The following is a 20,935-nucleotide window of genomic DNA, read 5'->3' as shown; positions in this document are numbered from 1 at the left end:
GCCGTCACCGAGGCCACCGAGATCGGCCGGCGGCTGGGCGCGGCGCCGTTGGTCGAGGCGGCCGCCACCCTGGCGCGGCGGGTCGGCCTGCGCGGTACGGCCGGGGGCGGGCCCGGCGCGGACCTGCTGACCGCCCGGGAGCGGGAGGTGCTGCGGCTGGTCGCCGAGGGGCACAGCAACAGCCGGATCGCCGAGCGGTTGTTCATCTCCCCGAAGACGGCAAGCGTGCACGTCTCCCGGATCATCGCGAAGCTGGGCGTGACCAACCGGGTGGAGGCCGCCGCCCTGGCCCACCGCCTCGGCCTGCTCACCGAGGCCGCCGCCCCGCCCTGACGCGCACCGAGGCGGTCGGGCCCGCGCTGCTGGTCGGCGAGGCGGCCGGGCTGACGTACGCCTTCGCGCTCACGCGGGCCGGCGTGGTCAGCGCGGCAGATAGATGCGCCAGCCCTAGATCGTGACCAGGTCGAGGCTGCCCGGCGTGTTCCGCTGCCGCTCGTCGAGCGCCTCGGCCAGCGCCGACCCGGCCGGCGCGACCCAGGCCGGTGCCGCCGCGCGGTCCACCTCCCGGCGGTACGCGGGGTAGCGGTCGAAGCCGGGTTGCAGGGTGTCGTCGACGACCGCGCAGACCACCTGCTCCGCGCTGGCGAAGGTGAGCCGGTTGCAGGTCCAGTAGTCGGCGCGCACCTGACGTACGCCGAGTTGACGCAGCGTGCGCACCAACTCGGTGTGCCGGGCCTCGGCGGCCCGGGTCGCCGGGACCGTCTCCGCTGCCCGCCAGGTGGCGTGGGCGGCGGTGCCCAGCGTGGCGGCGAGCAGGATCACCGCGACCGACCGGGCCAGCGTCGACCCGACGCCGTGCCGGCCGTTCGCCCCCGGACGCGGCCCGTGCCGGGCCACCGCCCACGCCGGCCAGAGCAGCGCCGGCAGGGAGATGAGCAGGCAGGACAGGTAGCGGGAACTCTCCACCGGGGTGAGCCCGGCGGAACTGCTCACGGTGTACGCGCCGAGGGTGGCCACCGCGGCCAGCACGAGCGCCAGCCGGACCGCCGCCGCCACCCGAGGCGACCCCGCGCCGGGGCCGACAGCGGCCGTTCCACTGTCGGGGGTGCGTACGGCCCGCCAGGCGGTGACGCCGGCGACGGCCAGTAGCAGCGGCAGGGCGAGCGCCCACCACAGTTGCCAGGTGGCGCACTGGCCGGGCGCGCAGAAGCCCATGCCCAGCGCGGGGCCGAGCACCAGACCGCCGTGCAGCCGGTCGGCCCAGCCCGCGCTGGCGTCCGCGCCGCTCGCCGCGAGCACGGCGTGCAGCGGGTTGCGCCCGGTCAGCAGGCTGTGCAGCAGCAGCGGGGCCGCCCCCAGCAGGGCCGCCGCCCCGAGCAGCGCCCCGGCGGCACCCCACAGCTCCCGGCGGCAGAACCCGACGAGGACCGCGCCGGTCGCCGCGACGTACGGCAGCACGAGCGGGTCGACCCAGAGCATCAGCCCGGCCAGCAACCCCCAGGCGGCCCATCGCGCCAGCCGCCCGCCCGGGCGGCCGGAGGCCAGATCCACGGCGAGCAGGGCCAGCGCCGCTCCGGCCGCGTTCATCTCGGGGTAGCCGCCGCCGGCGATGAGCTGGTTCTTGACGATCCGGTCGGAGCCGAGGGCCAGCAGCGCGACCGTCAGCAGCCCGAACCACCGGTCCCCGGTGAGCCGCAGCGTCAACCGCCAGGCCAGCAGCAGGAACAGCGCGTACAGGGCCAGCGTCGGCAACCGCAGACCGAGCAGCGACGGCCCACCGGCCACTGCGAACACCGGCGCGGCCAGGTACGCCTCCAGCGTGCCCATGTACTGCTGGCCGTAGAACCAGACCGGGAAACCCTCGCCCCGGGCGATGTGCAACGCGGCCAGCCCCATGGTGGCCTCGTCGCTGTTCGTCGGCGGCGCGGCGTGCAGCAGCAGCCAGAGCCGGTAACCCACCCCGGCGAGCACTGCCAACCCGGTGAGCCAACCGACCAGGCCGGGACGTGCGCCGGGCCGCGGGCGGGGCGAGCCCGCGCCGCGCGGCTGCTCGCGTACGCCGACGGTCATCACAGGATCATGACACCCGGGCGCGGAACGGCCGCGCGGCGCTGCCGGCGGAGTCAGCTGACGGTGGCGACCGTGGCGGCGGCGCGGGCGTCGATGGCCTGCTGGTAGAGCCGACCGGCCCGGTACGACGAACGCACCAGCGGCCCGCTCATCACCCCGGCGAAGCCGATCTCCTCGGCCTCCTCACGCAGCTCCACGAACTCCTCCGGCTTGACCCAGCGGGTCACCGGGTGGTGCCGGGGCGAGGGGCGCAGGTACTGGGTGATGGTGATCAGCTCGCAGCCGGCGTCGTGCAGGTCGCGCAGCGCCTGCGAGACCTCGGCGCGCTCCTCGCCCATGCCCAGGATGAGGTTGCTCTTGGTGACCAGGCCGTCGGCGCGGGCCTGCCGGATCACGTCCAGCGAGCGGTCGTAGCGGAACGCCGGCCGGATGCGCTTGAAGATGCGCGGCACGGTCTCCACGTTGTGGGCCAGCACCTCGGGACGGGAGCCGAAGACCTCGGCCAACTGCTCGGGGACGGCGTTGAAGTCGGGGATCAGCAGCTCGACGCCGCAGCCGGGCTGGAGGGCGTGGATCTGTCGGACGGTCTCGGCGTACAGCCAGGCACCGCCGTCGGGGAGGTCGTCACGGGCGACGCCGGTGATGGTGGCGTAACGCAGCCCCATCGAGACCACCGACTCGGCGACGCGACGCGGCTCGTCGGCGTCGAACTCGGCTGGCTTGCCGGTGTCGATCTGGCAGAAGTCGCAGCGCCGGGTGCACTGGTCACCACCGATGAGGAAGGTGGCCTCCCGGTCCTCCCAACACTCGTAGATGTTGGGGCAGCCGGCCTCCTGGCAGACGGTGTGCAGCCCTTCACGCGAGACGAGCCCGCGCAGCTGGGTGTACTCCGGGCCCATCTTGGCCTTGACCTTGATCCATGGCGGTTTGCGCTCGATCGGCGTCTCGGCGTTGCGCGCCTCGATCCGCAGCAGGCGCCGCCCCTCGGGGGCCGCCGTTGCGGTGCGCGCTGCCTGGCCGGTCGTCGGCGCGGAGTGCTCGATCGTCACGAAAATGAGCCTACGCCGGACGGCGGGTGTCTATGTGCGTCAGGCGACCGGCGTCACGCCCCGAACCTTGTGACGCCGGACACCGGCTGGCCGGAAAAGGGCGTCACAGACGGGGGAAACTGGTGCTACGGTCACCGCCAACAGCGACGACGGAGCCGAGTAGCCCCCCGACCCGCCAGTGCAGAGAGCCGCCGGTGCTGAGAGGCGGTCTGGCGCCGGGGCGCGAAGACCCTCCCGAGCTGCGGGAAGAACGGCCGCGGGTCCCCGCGCCCAGTAGAGCCCGCCCGGTTGGCCCCGGTCATCAGGCGACGAACGAGGCCCCCGCTTCGGTGGGGGCGAAGGTGTGGTGGCACCGCGAGGTTCCCGCTCGCCCACACCTCCCTGGGGCTGATGCGACGCTTCGCCACCCCCAGGGCGGCGACGTGGCGATCGACCGAGGAGCAGTCCGCCATGCAACGAACCCTGTCCCACCAACTGCCCGCCATGATCGGCACCACCGTGCGGATCGCCGGCTGGGTGCACCGTCGTCGACTGCTGAAGTCGGTGGCGTTCCTGATCGTGCGGGACGCCGCCGGCCTGGCCCAGGTGGTCGTCACCGACCCGTCGGTCCGCGCCGAGCTGGAGAAACTCACCGAGGAGACGGTCGTCGAGGTCACCGCGACGGTCACCGCGAACGACACGGCGCCCGCCGGGGTCGAGCTGACCGACCCGACGGTACGGCCACTCGGCCCGACCGCCGCGCCGCCACCGTTCGACCTGTACCGGCCGGCGCTCACCGCGAACCTGCCCACCCAGCTGGACAACGCGCCCACCGCGCTGCGGCACCCCACCCGGTCGGCCGCGCTACGGATCTCGGCGGCGGCGGTGGCCGGCTTCCGGACCGCGCTCGACGCGCACGACTTCGTGGAGATCCACACGCCGAAGGTGGTCAGCTCCAGCACCGAGAGCGGGGCGAACGTGTTCGCGCTGGACTGGTTCGGCCGGCCCGCGTACCTGGCGCAGTCGCCGCAGTTCTACAAGCAGCTGATGGTCGGCGTCTTCGAACGCGTCTACGAGGTGGGGCCGGTGTTCCGGGCCGAGCCGCACGACACCGTCCGGCACCTCGCGCAGTACACCTCCCTCGACGCGGAGCTGGGCTTCATCGCCGACCACCGGGACGTGATGCGGGTGCTGCGCGACACAGTGGCCGGGATGCTGGACGCGGTGAACGAGCGGGCCGGCGCGGCCCTGGCGACGCTCGGCGTCACGCCGCCGCAGGTGCCGGCAGAGATCCCGGCGGTGCACTTCACCGAGGCACTGACGATTGCCGGCGCACCCGACGACGAGCCGGACCTCGCGCCCGCCCACGAACGGGCACTCGGCGAGTGGGCCCGCACGGCACACGGGTCGGACTTCCTCTTCGTCACCGGCTACCCGATGGCGAAGCGGCCCTTCTACACCCACCCGGACCCGGCGCGGCCCGCGTACTCGAACGGTTTTGACCTGCTGTTTCGTGGTCTGGAGCTGGTCACCGGCGGGCAGCGGCTGCACCGGCACGGCGACTACCTCGCGGCGTTGGCGGCCCGGGGCGAGCCGGTCGAGCCGTACGCGGGCTACCTGGACGCGTTCCGGCACGGCATGCCGCCGCACGGCGGCTTCGCCATCGGCCTGGAACGGTTCGTGGCCCGGCTGGTCGGCGCGGCCAACATCCGCGAGGTCACCGCGTTCCCGCGGGACCTGCACCGCCTGACTCCGTAGGAGGGTGCCCTGCCGGCCCACTCGATCAGTGGAGAGGGCCGGCGGGGGCTCAGGCGGGACCGAGCAGGTCCCAGAGATTGCCGGCGACGTCCCGGAAGACGGCGACCCGGCCATACGGCTCGGTGCGCGGCGGCTTGACGAACTCGACGTGCATCTCGGCCATCCGGCGGTAGGTGGCGTCGAAGTCGTCGACCTGGAGGAAGAACCCGACACGGCCGTGGGTCTGGTCGCCCACCGCGGCCTGCTGCCGCTCGCCGTCAGCGCGGGCCAGCAGCAGCCCGGTGCCGCCGCCCGGCGGGCGGACCACCACCCAGCGCTTCGGCCGCCCGTCGTTGGTCAGCGACGGGGTGTCCTCGGTCAGCTCGAAACCGAGGGCGCCGGTGAAGAAGGCAATGGCCGGGTCGTACTCGGTGACGACGACGGTGACGAGATCGATCTGCACCCGACCGAGGGTAGGCGACCCTCGGTCACCCGGCGCGCGGCCGGGTCTCAGACCGTGACGAGGGTGGCGAGCCGGCGCTCCACCACGGGCAGCACGTCGGCCACGGTGACCGGGCGGCCCAGCTCGGCGGTGAGCGAGGTGACGCCCGCGTCCCGGATGCCGCAGGGCACGATCCGGTCGAAGTACCCGAGGTCGCAGTCGCAGTTGATCGAGAAGCCGTGCAGGGTCACTCCCCGGGCCACCCGGATGCCGATGGCGGCCACCTTGCGGGCCGGGCCCCGGTCGTCCTCGGGCACCCACACCCCGCTGCGCCCCTCGACCCGGCCGGCGGTCAGCCCGAACTCGGCGCACACGTCGATGAGCAGCTCTTCGGTGCGGCGCACGTAGGCGACCACGTCCACCGGGTCGGGCAGGCGCAGGATCGGGTAGCCGACGAGCTGCCCCGGCCCATGCCAGGTGATCTTGCCGCCGCGGTCCACGTCGACGACCGGAGTGCCGTCCATCGGCCGGTCCCACGGTTCGGTGCGCTTGCCCGCGGTGTAGACGCTCGGATGCTCCAGCAGCAGCACCGTGTCGCCGCGCTCGCCAGCCACCACCGACTCGTGCAGGCGTCGCTGCTCGTCCCAGGCGGCCTGGTAGTCGAGCAGGCCGGCACGGACGGCGGTGAGGCCGGGGGTCGTCGTTGTCACGGCCCCAGCGTAATCCCGTTGGAGGCGATCTTCCCTGGTGAGCCGTCTCACCGGGGAAGACCACCACCGCTGCCGTCGCGGCCCGCTGGGCGACCGCGTCCGCGCCCGGCCTGGCCGTTCGACCTCATGCCCGGGCCGCGCCGCTCACAACGTGGCGGCGACGTCGGCGGCGGACGACGAGGGCGACGGCGAGCAGCATCGGCACGGCCAGCGCCAGATAGAGCCAGAGCGGGGCGGCGAACGGGGATGGCCGGGGCTCCGGACCACCGAACGCGGCCCGGGTCAGCAGCTCGCCCGGCACCGCCAGGCCGGTCGACCCGGCCGGTGCGGTCACCAGCACCTCTCGGGCGCCGCCGGGCGACAGCGCGGCGAGGACGGCCTGCCGGTCGGTGTCCCGCTCTGTCCCGCTCACCTCCTGCACCAGCGGGTCGTCGCCGCGCCAGCCGACGATCTTGCTGGTCGAGGCGGCGACCGGCAGCGGCTGACCGACGGCGTGACCGGACGCGGCGTCCACGAACTCGATTCGCCAGGTGCGTGCCGCCGTCTGCTCCGGCGTGCATCCGAGGCCGGCGCAACCGTCGAACGCGAGCAGCGCGACCCGGCTGCCGTCCGGGTGCCACGCCGCCGGGCCGGCCAGCATCCGCCGCTCACCCAGGTCGACCTGCCAGCGAAGGCTGCCGGAGGCCGGGTCGACGACCACCAGCCGCTGCCGCTCGGTGACCGACGCGGCCACGTCCGGTGGACCAGCCACCGCGACCAGTTCACCGGCGGGCGACCAGGCCGCCGCGTAATGGGCGGCGAAGGTGCCGGCCGCGACCACCTGCTCGGTGCCCTGGTACGGGTCGACGACGAGCAGATCGTCGGGCTTCTCCGGGTCGTTGAGCTGCTGATTGTCCGGCCCGAAGCTGATCACCGAATCGTCGTTGCTGCGGGTGCCGAGCACGCGCCGCCCGTCCGGCGACCACGCGAACGGGTCCAGCCCAGGCTTCATGGTGCGGCGCTGCCGGCCGGTGGTGAGGTCCAGCAACTCGCCGGACTGCGGCCGCAGGTAGTGCCGCCCGTCGGGGGAGAGCAGCCCGTGCCCCTCGGCAATGCGGATCGGGATCAGCCGGTACGCGCCGTCCCGGGCGACCAGCACGCCTGTCGACTCGAAATAGCGGGTGCGGTCGGTGAAGAAGACCAGCGCTGCCGGGCCGGCCGGGCGTTGCCCCACGGTGGCCTGCCACAGCCACGGATCGTGCACCTGGCTCGGCACGGCGCCGGCCGTGCTGCCGGCAGGCGTGCGGTCGGTGACAGTGCTGTGCGCGGGGACAGTGCCGTGGGCGGCCGTGGGCGCCGGCGCGCCGAGCACGACGAGCCCCAGCGCGACCCCGAGCGCTGTGGCGCGCCGCAGGCGCCCGCCGGTCTTCCTCATCGGTCCATTAGAAGCGATGGCAGTCCATCATGATGCCCCGGTCGGTCGCGTGGCGGTCTAGCGGTCGGCCGGCGGGATCCGCCAGACCCAGACGTCGTCGACCCGTTGCGGCTCGCCGAACAGGGCGGTGGCGGTACGCCGCAGCGCCTCCTCGTCAACCTCGAACTTCGCGCCGTGCACCTGGTCGGCGAGCACCACCGTCTCGATGTGCCAGTGCCGCAGGTCCGACTGGACCTCCCGGATCGTTCCGTCGGTGACGATGGGGACCAGACCGGTACGGCCGGCCTGGTCCATCAACGCGCTCAGGGTGCGCGGCACCGGACCGATCCGGCCTCGTCCGTCCGGCCCGCCGGGGCCGAGGAAGAAGCCGCCCGGGATGGCGAACTCGCCCTGCCGGTGCGAGAGCGCGTACGCCTGCCAGCGCTGGCCGTCCGGGTAGATGTCCACGGTCAGCGGCAGCGGGGTGAGCACGCCGTCGGGTGAGACGTAGTCCCGCCAGGTTCCGGAGGTGATGAACCGGGGGATCGGCTCCCGCTCGTCGGTCAGCAGCGGGGTGGGCAGCAGCGGCACCAGGGCCACCGCGAAGCCGAGCGCCCAGGCCAGTTCCGTGGTGCGGTGCCGGGGTGGTGCGGCACGCAGCTGGTCGACGGTGTACGCCAGCAGCACCCCGATCACCGGCGCGACCACCAGGGCCAGCCGAGCGGGCAGCGCGGCGTTCACCACCGGTAGCTGGCCGAGCAGGTCGAACGGCATCGGCAGGTCGGTGCGCCGACCGTCGATCTTCGCGACCGGCCCGAAGGAGAGCACCGTGAAGACCAGCGCGAGGATGCCCAGCGCCCAGAGGGTCGCGCGGCGGCCGGAGTCGGCGCGTCGCCACAGCGCCACGAAGCAGACCACCGTGAGCACGAGCAGCCCGATGCCGAAGAACGAGTTCTCCTCGGTCGGGTTCGGCGCGAGTGAGGTGCCCAGCCCGACCTCACCGGCCAGCGAGCGGCGGGGGAACGCCACGAACGCGGCGATGTCCTCGGAGTGGATCACCGGGTCGAAGCCGGTGCCGTGGAACCGTTGCGGCCCGGCGAAGTGCAACCACAACGGGTACGACAGCAGCACGCCGGCGACCACGGCGGTCACCCCGAGCCCGCGCAGGAAATTGGGCAGCGCGGCGCGTGCCTCGGCCCGGTTGGCCGGGTGCAGCGCCCAGATGGCGACGAACACCCCCAGCGCCAGCGCGGTGAAGAACAGCCCCTCGGCGGCGATCGAGAAGGCCACCGCGACCAGCACACCGAGGATCACCCCGTCACGGAGCCAGTGCCCCGGGCGGCGCAGGGCGAACAGCCGCCAGATCAGCAGCGGCACCAGCCAACCGGCGGTCCAGTTCAGGTGCGCGTTGGCGTGCGACACCATGCCGGGGGAGTAGGCGATGAACAGGGCGCCGACCCCGGCGGCCAGCCGGCTGCGGACCAGGTGCCGGGAGAACAGCCAGTACCAGGCCAGTGCGGTGGCGAGCAGGTTCAGGGTGAGGATCACCAGGAACGTCGCCGGCGGCCCGATCAGGTACGTGAGCGGGGCGAAGACCACCGCGTACACCGTGATCGTCGTGTTGACCGCGAGGTTGACGCCGTCCGGGACGTTGATCAGGTAGGTGAAGAGCGGGTTCTCCCCGTGGGTGACCGCGTGCCCGCCGAAGGCCAGCAGCCATTCGAACAGCGCCTGGTCGCTGGAGTTGACGGTGATGGTGCGGACGTTCGGGTCCCGCCACAGCCCACTGGTCACCCAGACGGCGAGCGCGAGCGCCACCAGCACGACGATCAGGTCGGCCCGGCGGTCCCGGACGGTGCGCGGCGGTGACGCGGGTGCGGGCCCGGTGGCCAGCGACGGGGAGGAGGGCACGCAGCGGACGTTACCAACCGGACCTGGACGGGCCGGTCAGACCGGCGGTTGTCGTCGGTTCCGGTGCCGGGGCGGCGGGCGTGGTACGGCGTACACAACGTCGGTGGTGAATGTGTGAATGTGCCCCATGTCATAGCAGCGACACATCGTCGTAACGTCTCGGCAACTCGACCGTGACCCAGTTCACAGTCCGCCCCTCCAGGAGGCCGCCGTGCGCCGCTCCTCGTCCACCCTCACCCGGCTGCTCGGTGCGGTCGCCGGGCTCGCCCTCGCCGCCGCGGGCGTGGTCGCCATCGCCGCACCCGCCCAGGCCGCCACCCTCACCCAGGTCACCGGGTTCGGCTCCAACCCCGGCAACCTCGCCATGTACGCCTACCGGCCGGACGGCCTGCCGGCCAACTCCCCGGCCGTCGTCCTGCTGCACGGGTGCACCCAGAACGCCTCCGGTTACTTCGCCGGCTCCGGCTGGCAGAAGTACGCCGACCAGTGGAAGTTCGCCCTGATCGTCGCCCAGCAGCCCAGCGGCAACAACGCCAACTCGTGCTTCAACTTCTTCGAGGCGGGGGACACCACCCGGGGGCAGGGCGAGGCGCTGTCGATCAAGCAGATGGTCGACCACGCCAAGGCGAACTTCGGGGTGAACGGGTCCCGGGTCTACGTCAGCGGCCTCTCCGCGGGCGGGGCGATGAGCGCGGTCATGCTCGCCACCTACCCGGACGTCTTCGCCGCCGGGTCGATCATCGCGGGCATCCCGTACCGCTGCGCCACCAGCATGGTCAACGCGTTCAGCTGCATGAACCCGGGCGCGGACAAGACCCCGGCCGCCTGGGGCGACCTGGTCCGTGGCGCGTACTCCGGCTACACCGGCCCGCGCCCCCGGGTGGCGATCTGGCACGGCACCTCGGACACCACTGTCACCCCGCTCAACGGCACCGAGTCGCGCGACCAGTGGACCAACGTGCGGGGCGTGTCGCAGACCCCGACCAGCACCTCGTCGCTGCCCGGCAATACCAGCCTTGAGGTGTACGGCAACGACGACGTACGCCTCTACCGGGTCTCCGGCATGGGCCACGGCACCCCGGTCGACCCCGGCTCGGCGGCCGAGCAGTGCGGCACCGCTGGCGCGTACTTCCTGGACACCATCTGCTCGACGTACCGTGACGCGCTCTTCTTCGGTCTGAACGGCGGCGGGACCACCCCGACCCCGACCCCGACGGCCACCCCCACCCCCACGCCCACGCGCACCGCCACCCCCACGCCGACCCCGACCACCCCGCCGACCTGCGTGACGGCCAGCAACTACGCGCACGTGACGGCCGGCCGGGCCTACCAGTCCGGCGGCTACGCCTACGCCAACGGCTCCAACCAGCGGATGGGCCTCTACAACACCTTCTACACCACCGCCCTCAAGCAGACCGCCCCCAACTACTGGGTAATCGGCTGCTGACCCCCTCCCCGCCTGCTGACCTTGTTGATCATGAAGTTATTGCCACGACACGCCGAGGCGAGTGGCAATAACTTCATGATCAACGCGGTGGGAAGGGGGCCGGGGAGGGGCGGGGGCCGGGGAGGGGCGGGGTTAGGGAGTTAGGGCTGCTTGGAGGGCCTGGGGGAGGGTTTCGTGGTGGTAGCGGTAGGCGGCTCGGGTGAGGACCCCGGGGAGGACTCTCGTGCTGGTGAGGGCCTCGTGGGCGAAGCCGCCGAGCGCCACCTTGAGCGCCAGCGCGGGGATCGGGATGACCGCCGGCCGGTGCAGCTGCCGGGCCAGCTCGCGGGTGAACTCGGCGTTGGTGACCGGGTTCGGGCCCACCACGTTGACCGGGCCGGCGATGTCGTCACGGTCGAGCAGAAAGCGGGCCGCGTCCAGCCAGTCGGCCATCGAGATCCACGGCAGCCACTGCCGGCCGCTACCCAGTCGGCCGGCGATGCCCAGCTTGAACGGCAGCAGTTGCGGCTTGAGCAGCCCGCCCTCGCGGTGCAGCGGCAGGCCGGTACGCAGCCGCACCACGCGTACCCCGGCGTCCTCGGCCGGCCGGGTCGCGGCCTCCCACACCCGGCAGACGTCGGCCAGGAAGCCCTCGCCGGCCGGCGCGTCCTCCTCGACCGCCCGGTCGCCCGTGTTGCCGTACCAGCCGACGGCCGACGAGTTGAGCAGCACCCGGGGGCGGTCCGTGGCGGGCAGCCCGGCGATGGTGGTCGCCAGCGTGGTGGTGCTGTCCACCCGGCTGGTGCGGATCAACCGCCGGTAGTCGTCATTCCAGCGCTTGTCGCCGACGCCCGCGCCGGCCAGGTTGATCACGGCGTCGGCCTCGGCGACCACGGCCGGATCGAGCTGACCGGCGGCCGGGTCCCACCGTCGCTCCTGCGGCCCAGCCGGCGTCCGCCGGACCAACCGGGTGACCTCGTGTCCGTCGCGGACGAGCCGGTCGGCCAGCCGGGTGCCAAGGAAGCCGGACGCGCCGGCCAGAAGGATCCGCATACCCCCATCTTCGTCCAAACCCCCGCGCCCGGATGCGCCCCCGGCCGGTACCCCTCGCCGATCTTGCACTTTCGGTCCCCGTTGCGCCCCGGGACTACCATCTCGCGACATGAGCGGTTACGCCCCCTCGGAGGCTGCCCGCTGCAGCGGCTTCAGCCCGAATACGGCAGCTAGCGGGGCCCGGGGAGGTGCGGTGGCGCGGTCAGGCCGAGCAGTTTCTCGGTCGTGCCGGGTCGACCGGTGAGCGCGTTCAGTGCGGTGACGAGCCGCTTCTCCTCGTAGCGGAAGTGCGACTCCAGCAGGGCGGCCAATCCGCCCAACTCGGCGCGCACCTGGGCCACCGGCACCGCCGTGTCGCCGCCCAGCAGCGCCTCGACCCGTTCCAGGATCCCCGCCACCACCTCGTGATCGGTGATCAGGTTCTCGATCACCGGGCGCAGCTCGGGGGCCTCCTCGGCCAGCAGCCGGAACGCGCCCGCGTCCTCACCCGTGTGGTGTCGGCCGAGCGCGGCACAGAAGGTCAGGCAGTGCGCCCGCAGGTCCCGGGACGGGGTGTCGAGGCTTGTCTGGAGGCGGGTCAGTTCCGCGCTGAGCCAGAGGTGGATCTCGATCATCTGATTGCCGACGGCGGCGAGCCGGCCGGCCGGTGAACCGGTTGGGTGCATGTTCGTCCCATGCTGTCCCCGCGCCTCCATGCCCACGGCGGCCTTCGAGCCGGTGCACCGCGACGCTGCGCCGAAGTCTAGGGCCGGCCGGTCACGCCCTCAAACCCGGACGTCACGACGTGGTCGGTTCGTCGGTCTCCCGGACGTCGTGCCAGCGCGCCCGCCATTCGGCCTCGTGAGCCTCGTGGGTGGTCCGCTCCTGAAAGACGGCAGCCCGCAACGCGTGCCGGGATTGCGACATCAGCACCACCTCCACGGCCACCAGCGCCACACAGATCACTGTCGCGAGGGTGAGCGTGCCCAACGCCGGCAGGTGCTGGCCGACCGGGAGGGCCGCGGTGAGCACCACGATGACGCCGATGCGGGTCCAGGTGACGGTGTGCAGGGTGCGCAGCTGGAACAGCAGGTTGACGGCGAAGTAGCAGATCAGCCCGCCGAAGAGCATCGGTACCCCCGGTCCATCGACCTTCTCGGAGAGCCCGCCGGCCGGGTCGGTGATCTTGTGCAGGACCTCCTCGTTACCGATCGAGAAGAGGATCACGCCGGCGATCATCGGCAGGTAGAGGTACGCGTACGCGTCGCGGGCCATCGCCACCCGGGGGCCACCCTCCGCCGCGTGCAGGGCGATCCGGGCGGCCGGCCCGACGAAGTCGAAGTGCGCCCACCAGAGGGCGGCGGTGACCACGATGCCGAGCGCGGCGGCGGCCGCCGCCGGCCAGGTGACCGGCTTGCCGAGCAGGTTGCCGCCCACCCCCGTGGAGATGATCGATTCGCCCAGCGCGATGATCAGGATGAGGTCGTAGCGCTCCGTCCAGTGCTCGGCGCTGGTCACCCCCCAGCCCCACGTTCCGACGATGAAGCCGGTGGCGTACTGCACCAGCACCACCGTGATCCACAACCCGTCGCGGACCATGGCGGCCTGGTCCGGGTCGGTGATCTGCGCCGGGATGAGCGCGGCGGCCAGCAGCAGCACGATGCTCACCGCCAGCTCCGGAGCGAACCGCCACAGTTGCCGCCGTTCCTGCGGGCTGTCCCGCACCACGTGCTGATAAAGGATCATGTGTACGGCTCGGACCACGACGTAGCTGATGGCCACCAACATCGGCCCGCCGGCGCTCCCCTTCGGGTCGCTGAACGCCTGCGGCAGTGCCAGCGCGAACACGAACAGGGCGACCATCGCGATCACCATGAGCACCGGCACGTAGCCCTCGCCGAGCCGGACCCGGGTGGCGACCAGGCTGTGCACCACCCAGATCCACCAGAGCACGGCCAGCACCAGGCCGGCGTGCAGCAGTTGCCGGCCGGAGATGTTCGCGGCGGTGGCCCGGGTGATGATGAAGAACGAGAAGACGAAGACCAGATCGAAGAAGACCTCGAACTTGTCCACCCGCGCGCCGGGGGCGATCGGGATGGCTGGTCCCAGCTGTCCACCCCGCCGGTAGCCGCCCACGACCCCACTCTGGCAGCGTCCGGGCTGGTCGGAGGCCCGAACGGCGATGGCAGCGGAGTCCGGCGTCACCTCCGGCCCGGGTCGGGAAAGCACTGGGACCACGGCCTCCCGCAGCGGGCCGACCGGCGTGGAGACCGCCCGCGCCCTGGCCCGCGCCGGTGCGGAAAAAAGGCCAAGGGCGCCCCGGTCGACGACCGGGGCGCCCTTGGGCGTTGCGGGTAGATCAGGCCAGGCCCAGCTCCGACTCGAAGTTGCCAGCCTCCAGCCGCTCCTTGACCGCAGCCAGGAAACGGGCCGCGTCGGCGCCGTCGATCAGTCGGTGGTCGTACGACAGGGCCAGGTAGACCATCGACCGGACCGCGACAACCTCGCCCAGCTCCGGGTCGTTGACCACGACCGGCCGCTTGACCACGGCACCCGTGCCGAGCATCGCCGACTGCGGCTTCGGCACGATCGGGGTGTCGAAGAGCGCGCCCCGGCTGCCCGTGTTGGTGAGCGTGAAGGTCGCCCCAGCCAGCTCGTCCGGGCTGATCTTGTTGGTCCGGGTGCGCTCGGCCAGGTCCGCGACCCGCTTGGCGATGCCACCGAGGTTGAGGTCACCGGCGTTGTGGATGACCGGCACCAGCAGGCCCCGCTCGGTGTCCACGGCGATGCCGAGGTGCTCCGCCTCCGGGTAGGTGATCGTGCCACCCTCCAGATCCAGGCGGGCGTTGACGATCGGGTACGTCTGCAGCGCCTCGACGGCGGCGAGAGCGAAGAACGGCAGGAAGGAGAGCTTCACGCCGTGCCGCTGCACGAACGAGTCCTTCGCCTGCGCCCGCAGCTTGGCGATCCGGGTGACGTCCACCTCGATCACCGTGGTGAGCTGCGCCATCTCGTGCAGCGACTCCTGCATCCGGGTGGCGATCGCTTTACGGATCCGGGGGAGCTTCTCGGTGGTGCCCCGCTTGCCGCTCGGCTGCGGCTTGGCCGCCGGCTTGGCCGCGGCCGTCGGCGCGGCGGCGGGAGCGGGTGCGGCGGCGGGAGCGGCCTTGGCGGCCTTCGCCTTCTCGGCGGCCTCCAGCACGTCCTGCTTGCGGATCCGGCCACCCACACCGGTGCCGTTCAGCGCAGCCAGGTCGACGCCGTGCTCACCGGCCAGCTTGCGCACCAGCGGGGTCACGTACCCGGCGGCCTCCTCACCGGCACCGGGTGCCGGGGCGGACGGACGCTGCGGCGTCGAGGTCGACGCGGCGGGCTGCGCGGCCCGCTCGGTCTTCGCCGGCTCCGCCGAGCTCTCGGTCTCCGCGGCCGGCTGGTTGTACGACATGCCCGGCGTCGGCTCCTCGGCCTTCGGCTCGGGCTTGGCCTCCGCCTTCGGCTCGGGCTTCGGCTCGGGCTTGGCCTCGGCCTTCGGCTCGGGCTTGGCCTCGGCGGCGGGGGCCGCGCCGGCAACGCCGATGATCGCCAGGTCGGCGCCGACGGCGGCGGTCTCGTCCTCGGCGACCCTGATCTCCAGCACGGTGCCGGCGACCGGCGACGGGATCTCGGTGTCCACCTTGTCGGTGGAGACCTCCAGCAGCGGCTCGTCGACATCGATGGTCTCGCCGACCTGCTTCAGCCAGCGGGTGACCGTACCCTCGGTGACGCTCTCGCCCAGGGCGGGCATCTTCACCGCGGTGCCCTGGCCCGACGAGGCGGCGGCCGGAGCCGGCGCCTCGGCCGGGGTCTCGTCCTGGGCCACCTCGTCGGCGGTGCCCTCGGCGCCGGCCGTCGGCTCGTCGGTCTGCTCGACCGACTCGGCCGGAGCCTGCTCCTGCGGGGCGGCCTCGCCACCGCCGGTCGACTCGCCCTCACCGGCGATGACGGCCAGCTCGCTGCCGACCTCGGCGGTCTCGTCCTCGCCGACCACGATCCGGCTCAGCACGCCCGCAGCGGGCGACGGGATCTCGGTGTCGACCTTGTCGGTCGAGACCTCGAGCAGGGGCTCGTCGACCTCGACCGTGTCGCCCTCCTGCTTGAGCCAGCGAGTGACGGTGCCCTCGGTGACGCTCTCACCGAGCCGGGGCATGGTGACCGATACCGGCATGTTCTCCAGACTCCTTCATTCCCCTGGGGGGATCCTCGCCCGTCGCCGGACGCCGCGGGTTGGGTGATCAGGCGTGTACGTGCAGCGGCTTGCCGGCGAGGGCCAGGTGCGCCTCGCCCAGGGCCTCGTTCTGGGTCGGGTGGGCGTGCACGAGCTGGGCGACCTCCGCCGGGTACGCCTCCCAGTTGTAGATGAGCTGCGCCTCACCGATCAGCTCACCCACCCGGGCGCCGATCATGTGCACGCCGACGACGGGGCCGTCCTCGACCCGGACCAGCTTCACGAAGCCGGCGGTCTTGAGGATCTGGCTCTTGCCGTTGCCACCCAGGTTGAAGTTGAAGGTCTTGACCTTGTCGGCGCCGTACTGCTCCTTGGCCTTCGCCTCGGTCAGGCCCACCGACGCCAGCTCCGGGTCGCAGTAGGTGACCCGCGGGATGCCGACCTCATCGATCACGGCCGGGGTCTGCCCGGCGATCTCCTCGGCAACGAAGATGCCCTGCTGGAAGCCCCGGTGCGCGAGCTGGAGGCCCGGCACGATGTCGCCGACCGCGTAGACGTTCGGCACGCTGGTGCGCAGCCGCTCGTCGGTCAGCACGTAGCCGCGGTCCATCTTGACGCCCTGCTCCTCGTACCCGAGGTTGGCGGTGTTCGGGCCGCGACCGACGGCGACCAGCAGCAGCTCGGCCTCGACGGTCTCGCCGCCGGAAATGGTCAGCTTGACGCCGTTCTCGGTCTTCTCGACCTTCTCGAACGGCTTGCCGACCTTGAAGTTGATCTTCCGCTTGCGGAACGCCCGCTCCAGCGCCTTCGACGACTCCTCGTCCTCGGCGGCGACCAGTCGGGGCAGCGCCTCGACGATCGTCACGTCCGCACCGAAGGACTTCCACACGCTGGCGAACTCGACGCCGATCACACCGCCGCCGAGGACGATCACCGACGAGGGGACCCGGTCCAGGGTGAGCGCGTGGTCGCTCGTGATGATCCGCTCGCCGTCGATCTCCAGGCCGGGCAGGCTCTTCGCGTACGAGCCGGAGGCCAGAACGATGTTGCGGCCGGTGTAGCGCTTGCCGTCCACCTCGACGGTGTTCTTGCCGACCAGCTTGCCGGCGCCCGCGACGAAGGTGATGTTCTTCGAGCCGCCCACCAGGCCCTGCAGACCCTTGTACAGTCGGGAGATCACCCCGTCCTTGTACGAGTTGACGCCGGACATGTCGACGCCCACCAGCTCGGCCTTCACGCCGAACTGCTCCGACTCGCGCGTCTGGTCGGCGATCTCGGCGGCGTGCAACAGCGCCTTGGTCGGGATGCAGCCGTTGTGCAGGCAGGTGCCCCCGAGCTTGCCCTTTTCGACCAGCGCGACCTTGAGGTCCAGCTGGGCGGCGCGCAGCGCCGCCGCGTAGCCGCCGCTGCCACCTCCGAGGATGACTATGTCGAAGGTCGCTTCGTTCGGCTCGCTCACGTCCAACTCCCAGGTCGCGTCGCTGCATCGGGGGGTCACGGGGATGTAACACAGACACACCCCACCTCGGTCATCTTGTCACCACTGAGCACAGGGTGCGTAGTGAGGTGCCCAACGACACGTCATCGACACGTACCCTTGGCACCGTTGTCGATGACGCACGGTGGGGGAGAGATCCGGTGGGGTTGTTCCGGCGCCGCAAACAGGCGGCTGTGCCGAGCCGTGACCGTGCCGCCGATCGTGGCGATCTGGACCATCTGGAGAACTTCATCCGGAGCCGGCGCGGCGTCGAGGCGTACATCGAACCCCGGACCACGGTGACGGAGACGACGGTCATCCTGATCGCCGACGACGGGGAGTGGACCCGCCGGCGGATCGACGGCCCGGACGGGGCCCGACGCTTCGCGTACCGGATGGGCATCCCGGTGTACGACGTCCGGCTGATGGGCTACCCGCAGCGGATGCGCGACTTCAACGAGCGCCGCAAGCGTCGCCCCGAGCGGTACTGAGAGGGCCCCCGGCGTCGACCGGGGGCCCCGCTTACCGTTCGGTCAGCCGTTGGCGGCGACGTCCTCGACGAGCTGCACCAGCGTGCGGACCGGAACGCCGGTGCCGCCCTTGGTCCAGTAGCCGGTCGGCTCACCCGAGTGGTAACCCGGTCCGGCGATGTCGATGTGCGCCCAGGCCACCTCGTCGGTCACGAACTCGCGCAGGAACACGCCGCCCTGCAGCATGTGACCGGCCCGGTCCATTCCGGCGTTGACCTGCGAGATGTCCGCCACGTCCGACTCCATGCCCTTACGGACGTCGTCGGGCAGCGGCATTGGCCAGGCCGGCTCGCCGACCGCGTCGCCGACCACCTTCACCCGGTCGCACAGCTCCGGGGTGCCCATCACGCCGGCCACCCGCTTGCCCAGCGCGATGACCTGGCCACCGGTCAGGGTGGAGGTCTCGAACAGGTAGTCGGTGCCGTCCGCGCAGGCGCGGGCGATGGCGTCACCCAGGATCATCCGGCCCTCGGCGTCGGTGTTGAGCACCTCGACCCGCTTGCCGTTGAACATGGTGATCACGTCGCCCGGCCGGTAGCTGGTGCCCGACGGCATGTTCTCCGCCATCGGCAGGTACGCGCTGACCGCCACCGTCGGCTTCAGCGCGGCGATCGCCAGCATGGCCGCACCCACCGCGGCGGCGCCCGCCATGTCGGACTTCATCTCCCACATGCCCTGCGCCGGCTTGATCGAGATGCCGCCGGTGTCGAAGGTGATGCCCTTGCCGACCAGTGCGACCCGCTTGCCGTTGCCGCCACCCTGCGGGGTGTAGGTCAACTTCACCAGCCGCGGCGGGGCCTCCGAGCCCTGTCCGACCGCGACGATGCCGCCGTACCCGCCGGCGGCCAACGCCGCCTCGTCCAGAACCTCGACCTCGAGGCCCGCCTCGCGGGCCGCAGTCGCGACCGCGTCCGCGAACGACGGCGGACGCAGCTCGTTCGGCGCGGTGTTCACCCAGTCCCGGCTGAGCCGGACCGCGCCCGCCACCGCCTGCGCCCGGGCGATCTCCGCCTGGGCGCCCGCGTCGCCGGCGTCCGGCACCGCGATGAGCACCTCGGCCACCGGCTCCCGCCGGGTCGGCTGGGGCCGGGTCTTGTAGCCGGCGAACCGGTACCCACCCAGCAGCGCGCCCTCGGCCACCGCGCGCAACTCGGCCGATGCGTCCGCGTCGTCCGGCAGCGGCAGCGCCAGCGCGACAGTGGGGGCGCCCGCCAGAGCCCGGACCGCGGCACCGGCGGCCCGGCGCAGCGTCTCCGGGGCCGGGGCGGCACCCGACGGCTCCGGGCCGAGCCCGACCGCGGTGACCAGCGGGGCGGTCACGGTGCCCAGCGTGGCCAGCTTGATGACCTCACCCGGCCCACCGGTCGCGCCGAGCAGCGCGAGGGTCTCGGTCAGCTTGCCGTCGAACGCGGCCGCGATGCTCTCCGCGCCGCTGGCGAGCAGCAGGGTGCCGGCGAGGCCGCTGGTGGCGCCCTGCTCTCCGGTCTGGCTGTGCACGCCGATCACGATCGCGTCGACGGCGAGCTCGGCCGGGTCGGTGTCGACCAGGCTCAGGTTGGTGGTGCGGGGTGAAGTCACTGAAGCTACTCCGGGCGGGCCGGGCCGGTCGCGGCGTCGCGTACCAGCGGTGAAGGTCTCCGGCGGAACCTACCCGCCGGACGTCATGGTTGTCCCGCCGATAGCGCCAGCGGGCTCCCGCCGATGCTAACCAGCCACGTTGACCCCGGTAAGTTGCCACCCATGACCGACGTGACCTCCGACGCCGCCGCGACCCGGCTGCGTCGTTCCCCGCTGCACGAGCGGCATGCCGCCGCCGGAGCCAAGTTCGCCCCCTTCGGGGGCTGGGAGATGCCGCTGGAATACGCCGGCGGCGGAGTGCTCAAGGAACACGCCGCGGTGCGTACGGCGGTCGGGGTCTTCGACGTGTCACACCTGGGCAAGGCGCGGGTCAGCGGCCCTGGCGCGGCCGACTTTGTCAACTCCTGCCTCAGCAACGACCTGGGCCGGATCGGCCCGGGCCGGGCGCAGTACACGCTCTGCTGCGACGACGCCACCGGCGGCGTGGTGGACGACATCATCGCCTACCTCTACGCCGACGACCACGTCTTCCTCATCCCGAACGCGGCGAACACCGCCGAGGTGGTGCGCCGGTTGCGCGCCGCCGCGCCCGAACAGGTGACAGTCACCGACGAGCATGAGGCGTACGCGGTGCTGGCCGTGCAGGGCCCCCGCTCGGCCGAGCTGCTGGCCGCCCTGGACCTGCCCACCGAGCACGGCTACATGAGCTTCTCCGCCGCGAGCCTGGCCGGGGTGGAGCTGACCGTCTGCCGTACCGGCTACACCGGTGAGCTGGGCTACGAGCTGGTGGTGCCGGCGGAGCACGCGGTGGCCGTCTGGGATGCGCTCTTCGCCGTCGGCGCGACGTTCGGGCTGCGCGCCTGCGGGCTGGCCGCCCGGGACACGCTGCGTACCGAGATGGGTTACCCGCTGCACGGGCAGGACCTCTCCCTGGACATCAGCCCGGTGCAGGCCCGCTCCGGCTGGGCGGTGGGTTGGGACAAGCCGGCCTTCTGGGGCCGCGACGCGTTGCTCGCCGAGAAGGCCGCCGGCCCCCGGCGTACGCTGCGCGGCCTGGTCGCCGTCGACCGGGCCATCCCGCGGCCCGGCATGACCCTGCACGTCGGTGACCGGCAGGTCGGCACGGTGACCAGCGGCACCTTCTCCCCAACCCGCAAACAGGGCATAGCGCTGGCCCTGCTGAACACCGACGCCAACCTCGCGGACGGCGACGAAGTCGAGATCGACATCCGAGGCCGCCGAGCCCCCCTGAAGCTGACGAAACCCCCCTTCGTAACCCCCTCAGTGAAGTAACCCCCACCCCACGGCGCGTACGCCCCTGGGTGTGCGTGCGGTGATCAAGAGGTTTGCGTCAAAATTTCGCCCGAGGATGACGCAAACCTCTTGATCACCCTGGC

General features: G+C 72.3%; 17 protein-coding genes. 5 read left to right on the top strand and 12 right to left on the bottom strand.

Features of this window, described 5'->3' with window-relative positions; translation table 11 throughout:
* On the top strand, nt 1-333 hold a 333-nt coding region (locus tag ABZU52_RS25830; RefSeq protein ID WP_354973560.1), incomplete at its 5' end, for a response regulator transcription factor.
* 114 nt (nt 334-447) lie between these two features.
* On the opposite strand, the gene ABZU52_RS25825 is transcribed toward ABZU52_RS25830, so the two are convergent.
* Together ABZU52_RS25825 and lipA are read right to left on the bottom strand one after the other, a co-directional pair.
* Complete coding sequence (locus tag ABZU52_RS25825; RefSeq protein ID WP_354973559.1) at nt 448-2,070, bottom strand: hypothetical protein; 1,623 nt, start codon at nt 2,068-2,070, stop codon at nt 448-450.
* 53 nt (nt 2,071-2,123) lie between these two features.
* Nucleotides 2,124-3,119, bottom strand: a complete 996-nt coding sequence (lipA, locus tag ABZU52_RS25820) for a lipoyl synthase (RefSeq protein ID WP_354973558.1) — start codon at nt 3,117-3,119, stop codon at nt 2,124-2,126.
* Nucleotides 3,120-3,569: 450 nt separating this feature from the next.
* Between lipA and aspS the strand changes: the two genes are divergently transcribed.
* Nucleotides 3,570-4,856, top strand: a complete 1,287-nt coding sequence (aspS, locus tag ABZU52_RS25815; protein ID WP_354973557.1) for an aspartate--tRNA(Asn) ligase — start codon at nt 3,570-3,572, stop codon at nt 4,854-4,856.
* 49 nt (nt 4,857-4,905) lie between these two features.
* Here the strand turns inward: aspS and ABZU52_RS25810 are convergent, their stop codons facing one another.
* The 4 genes from ABZU52_RS25810 to ABZU52_RS25795 form a co-directional block, all read right to left on the bottom strand.
* On the bottom strand, nt 4,906-5,298 hold the full coding sequence (locus ABZU52_RS25810) for a VOC family protein (RefSeq protein WP_354973556.1): 393 nt from the start codon (nt 5,296-5,298) through the stop codon (nt 4,906-4,908).
* Between the two features lie 47 nt (nt 5,299-5,345).
* Nucleotides 5,346-5,987 carry a lipoyl(octanoyl) transferase LipB gene (gene lipB / locus ABZU52_RS25805; protein WP_354973555.1) on the bottom strand — a complete coding sequence of 214 codons (642 nt, stop codon included), beginning with the start codon at nt 5,985-5,987 and terminating at the stop codon, nt 5,346-5,348.
* 124 nt (nt 5,988-6,111) lie between these two features.
* Nucleotides 6,112-7,401 (bottom strand): hypothetical protein, encoded by a 1,290-nt coding sequence (locus ABZU52_RS25800; protein WP_354973554.1) that lies wholly within the window; start codon nt 7,399-7,401, stop codon nt 6,112-6,114.
* 57 nt (nt 7,402-7,458) lie between these two features.
* On the bottom strand, nt 7,459-9,291 hold the full coding sequence (locus tag ABZU52_RS25795) for a DUF2079 domain-containing protein (protein WP_354973553.1): 1,833 nt from the start codon (nt 9,289-9,291) through the stop codon (nt 7,459-7,461).
* A 211-nt stretch (nt 9,292-9,502) separates the two neighbouring features.
* Here ABZU52_RS25795 and ABZU52_RS25790 point away from each other — a divergent pair, with 211 nt between their 5' ends.
* The gene (locus tag ABZU52_RS25790) at nt 9,503-10,738 is read left to right on the top strand and encodes a PHB depolymerase family esterase (RefSeq protein WP_354973552.1); all 1,236 of its coding nucleotides are present in this window, start codon (nt 9,503-9,505) and stop codon (nt 10,736-10,738) included.
* 132 nt (nt 10,739-10,870) lie between these two features.
* Here ABZU52_RS25790 and ABZU52_RS25785 read toward each other — a convergent pair whose 3' ends face one another.
* The 5 genes from ABZU52_RS25785 to lpdA form a co-directional block, all read right to left on the bottom strand.
* The gene (locus tag ABZU52_RS25785; protein WP_354973551.1) at nt 10,871-11,770 is read right to left on the bottom strand and encodes a TIGR01777 family oxidoreductase; all 900 of its coding nucleotides are present in this window, start codon (nt 11,768-11,770) and stop codon (nt 10,871-10,873) included.
* A 170-nt stretch (nt 11,771-11,940) separates the two neighbouring features.
* Nucleotides 11,941-12,435, bottom strand: coding sequence for a hemerythrin domain-containing protein (locus tag ABZU52_RS25780; protein WP_354973550.1), 495 nt, complete (start codon nt 12,433-12,435; stop codon nt 11,941-11,943).
* 112 nt (nt 12,436-12,547) lie between these two features.
* Nucleotides 12,548-13,885 carry a low temperature requirement protein A gene (locus tag ABZU52_RS25775; protein ID WP_354973549.1) on the bottom strand — a complete coding sequence of 446 codons (1,338 nt, stop codon included), beginning with the start codon at nt 13,883-13,885 and terminating at the stop codon, nt 12,548-12,550.
* Nucleotides 13,886-14,108: 223 nt separating this feature from the next.
* A complete protein-coding gene (gene sucB, locus ABZU52_RS25770; RefSeq protein WP_354973548.1) occupies nt 14,109-15,953 on the bottom strand; it encodes a 2-oxoglutarate dehydrogenase, E2 component, dihydrolipoamide succinyltransferase in 1,845 nt (614 codons plus the stop codon).
* Between the two features lie 67 nt (nt 15,954-16,020).
* Complete coding sequence (gene lpdA, locus ABZU52_RS25765; RefSeq protein ID WP_354973547.1) at nt 16,021-17,451, bottom strand: dihydrolipoyl dehydrogenase; 1,431 nt, start codon at nt 17,449-17,451, stop codon at nt 16,021-16,023.
* A gap of 140 nt (nt 17,452-17,591) precedes the next feature.
* Between lpdA and ABZU52_RS25760 the strand changes: the two genes are divergently transcribed.
* Nucleotides 17,592-17,921, top strand: a complete 330-nt coding sequence (locus ABZU52_RS25760; protein ID WP_203122885.1) for a hypothetical protein — start codon at nt 17,592-17,594, stop codon at nt 17,919-17,921.
* Nucleotides 17,922-17,963: 42 nt separating this feature from the next.
* Here ABZU52_RS25760 and ABZU52_RS25755 read toward each other — a convergent pair whose 3' ends face one another.
* Nucleotides 17,964-19,538 (bottom strand): leucyl aminopeptidase, encoded by a 1,575-nt coding sequence (locus ABZU52_RS25755; protein ID WP_354973546.1) that lies wholly within the window; start codon nt 19,536-19,538, stop codon nt 17,964-17,966.
* 162 nt (nt 19,539-19,700) lie between these two features.
* Here ABZU52_RS25755 and gcvT point away from each other — a divergent pair, with 162 nt between their 5' ends.
* Nucleotides 19,701-20,831, top strand: a complete 1,131-nt coding sequence (gene gcvT, locus ABZU52_RS25750) for a glycine cleavage system aminomethyltransferase GcvT (RefSeq protein WP_354973545.1) — start codon at nt 19,701-19,703, stop codon at nt 20,829-20,831.
* The last annotated feature ends 104 nt before the right edge of the window (nt 20,832-20,935 follow it).

The organism is Micromonospora sp. NPDC005220, from assembly GCF_040607895.1.
In the GTDB taxonomy this organism is placed as follows: Bacteria; Actinomycetota; Actinomycetes; order Mycobacteriales; family Micromonosporaceae; genus Micromonospora.
The sequence above is the reverse complement of the archived record's forward strand: the minus strand, read 5'-3'. Positions and strand labels throughout refer to the sequence as shown.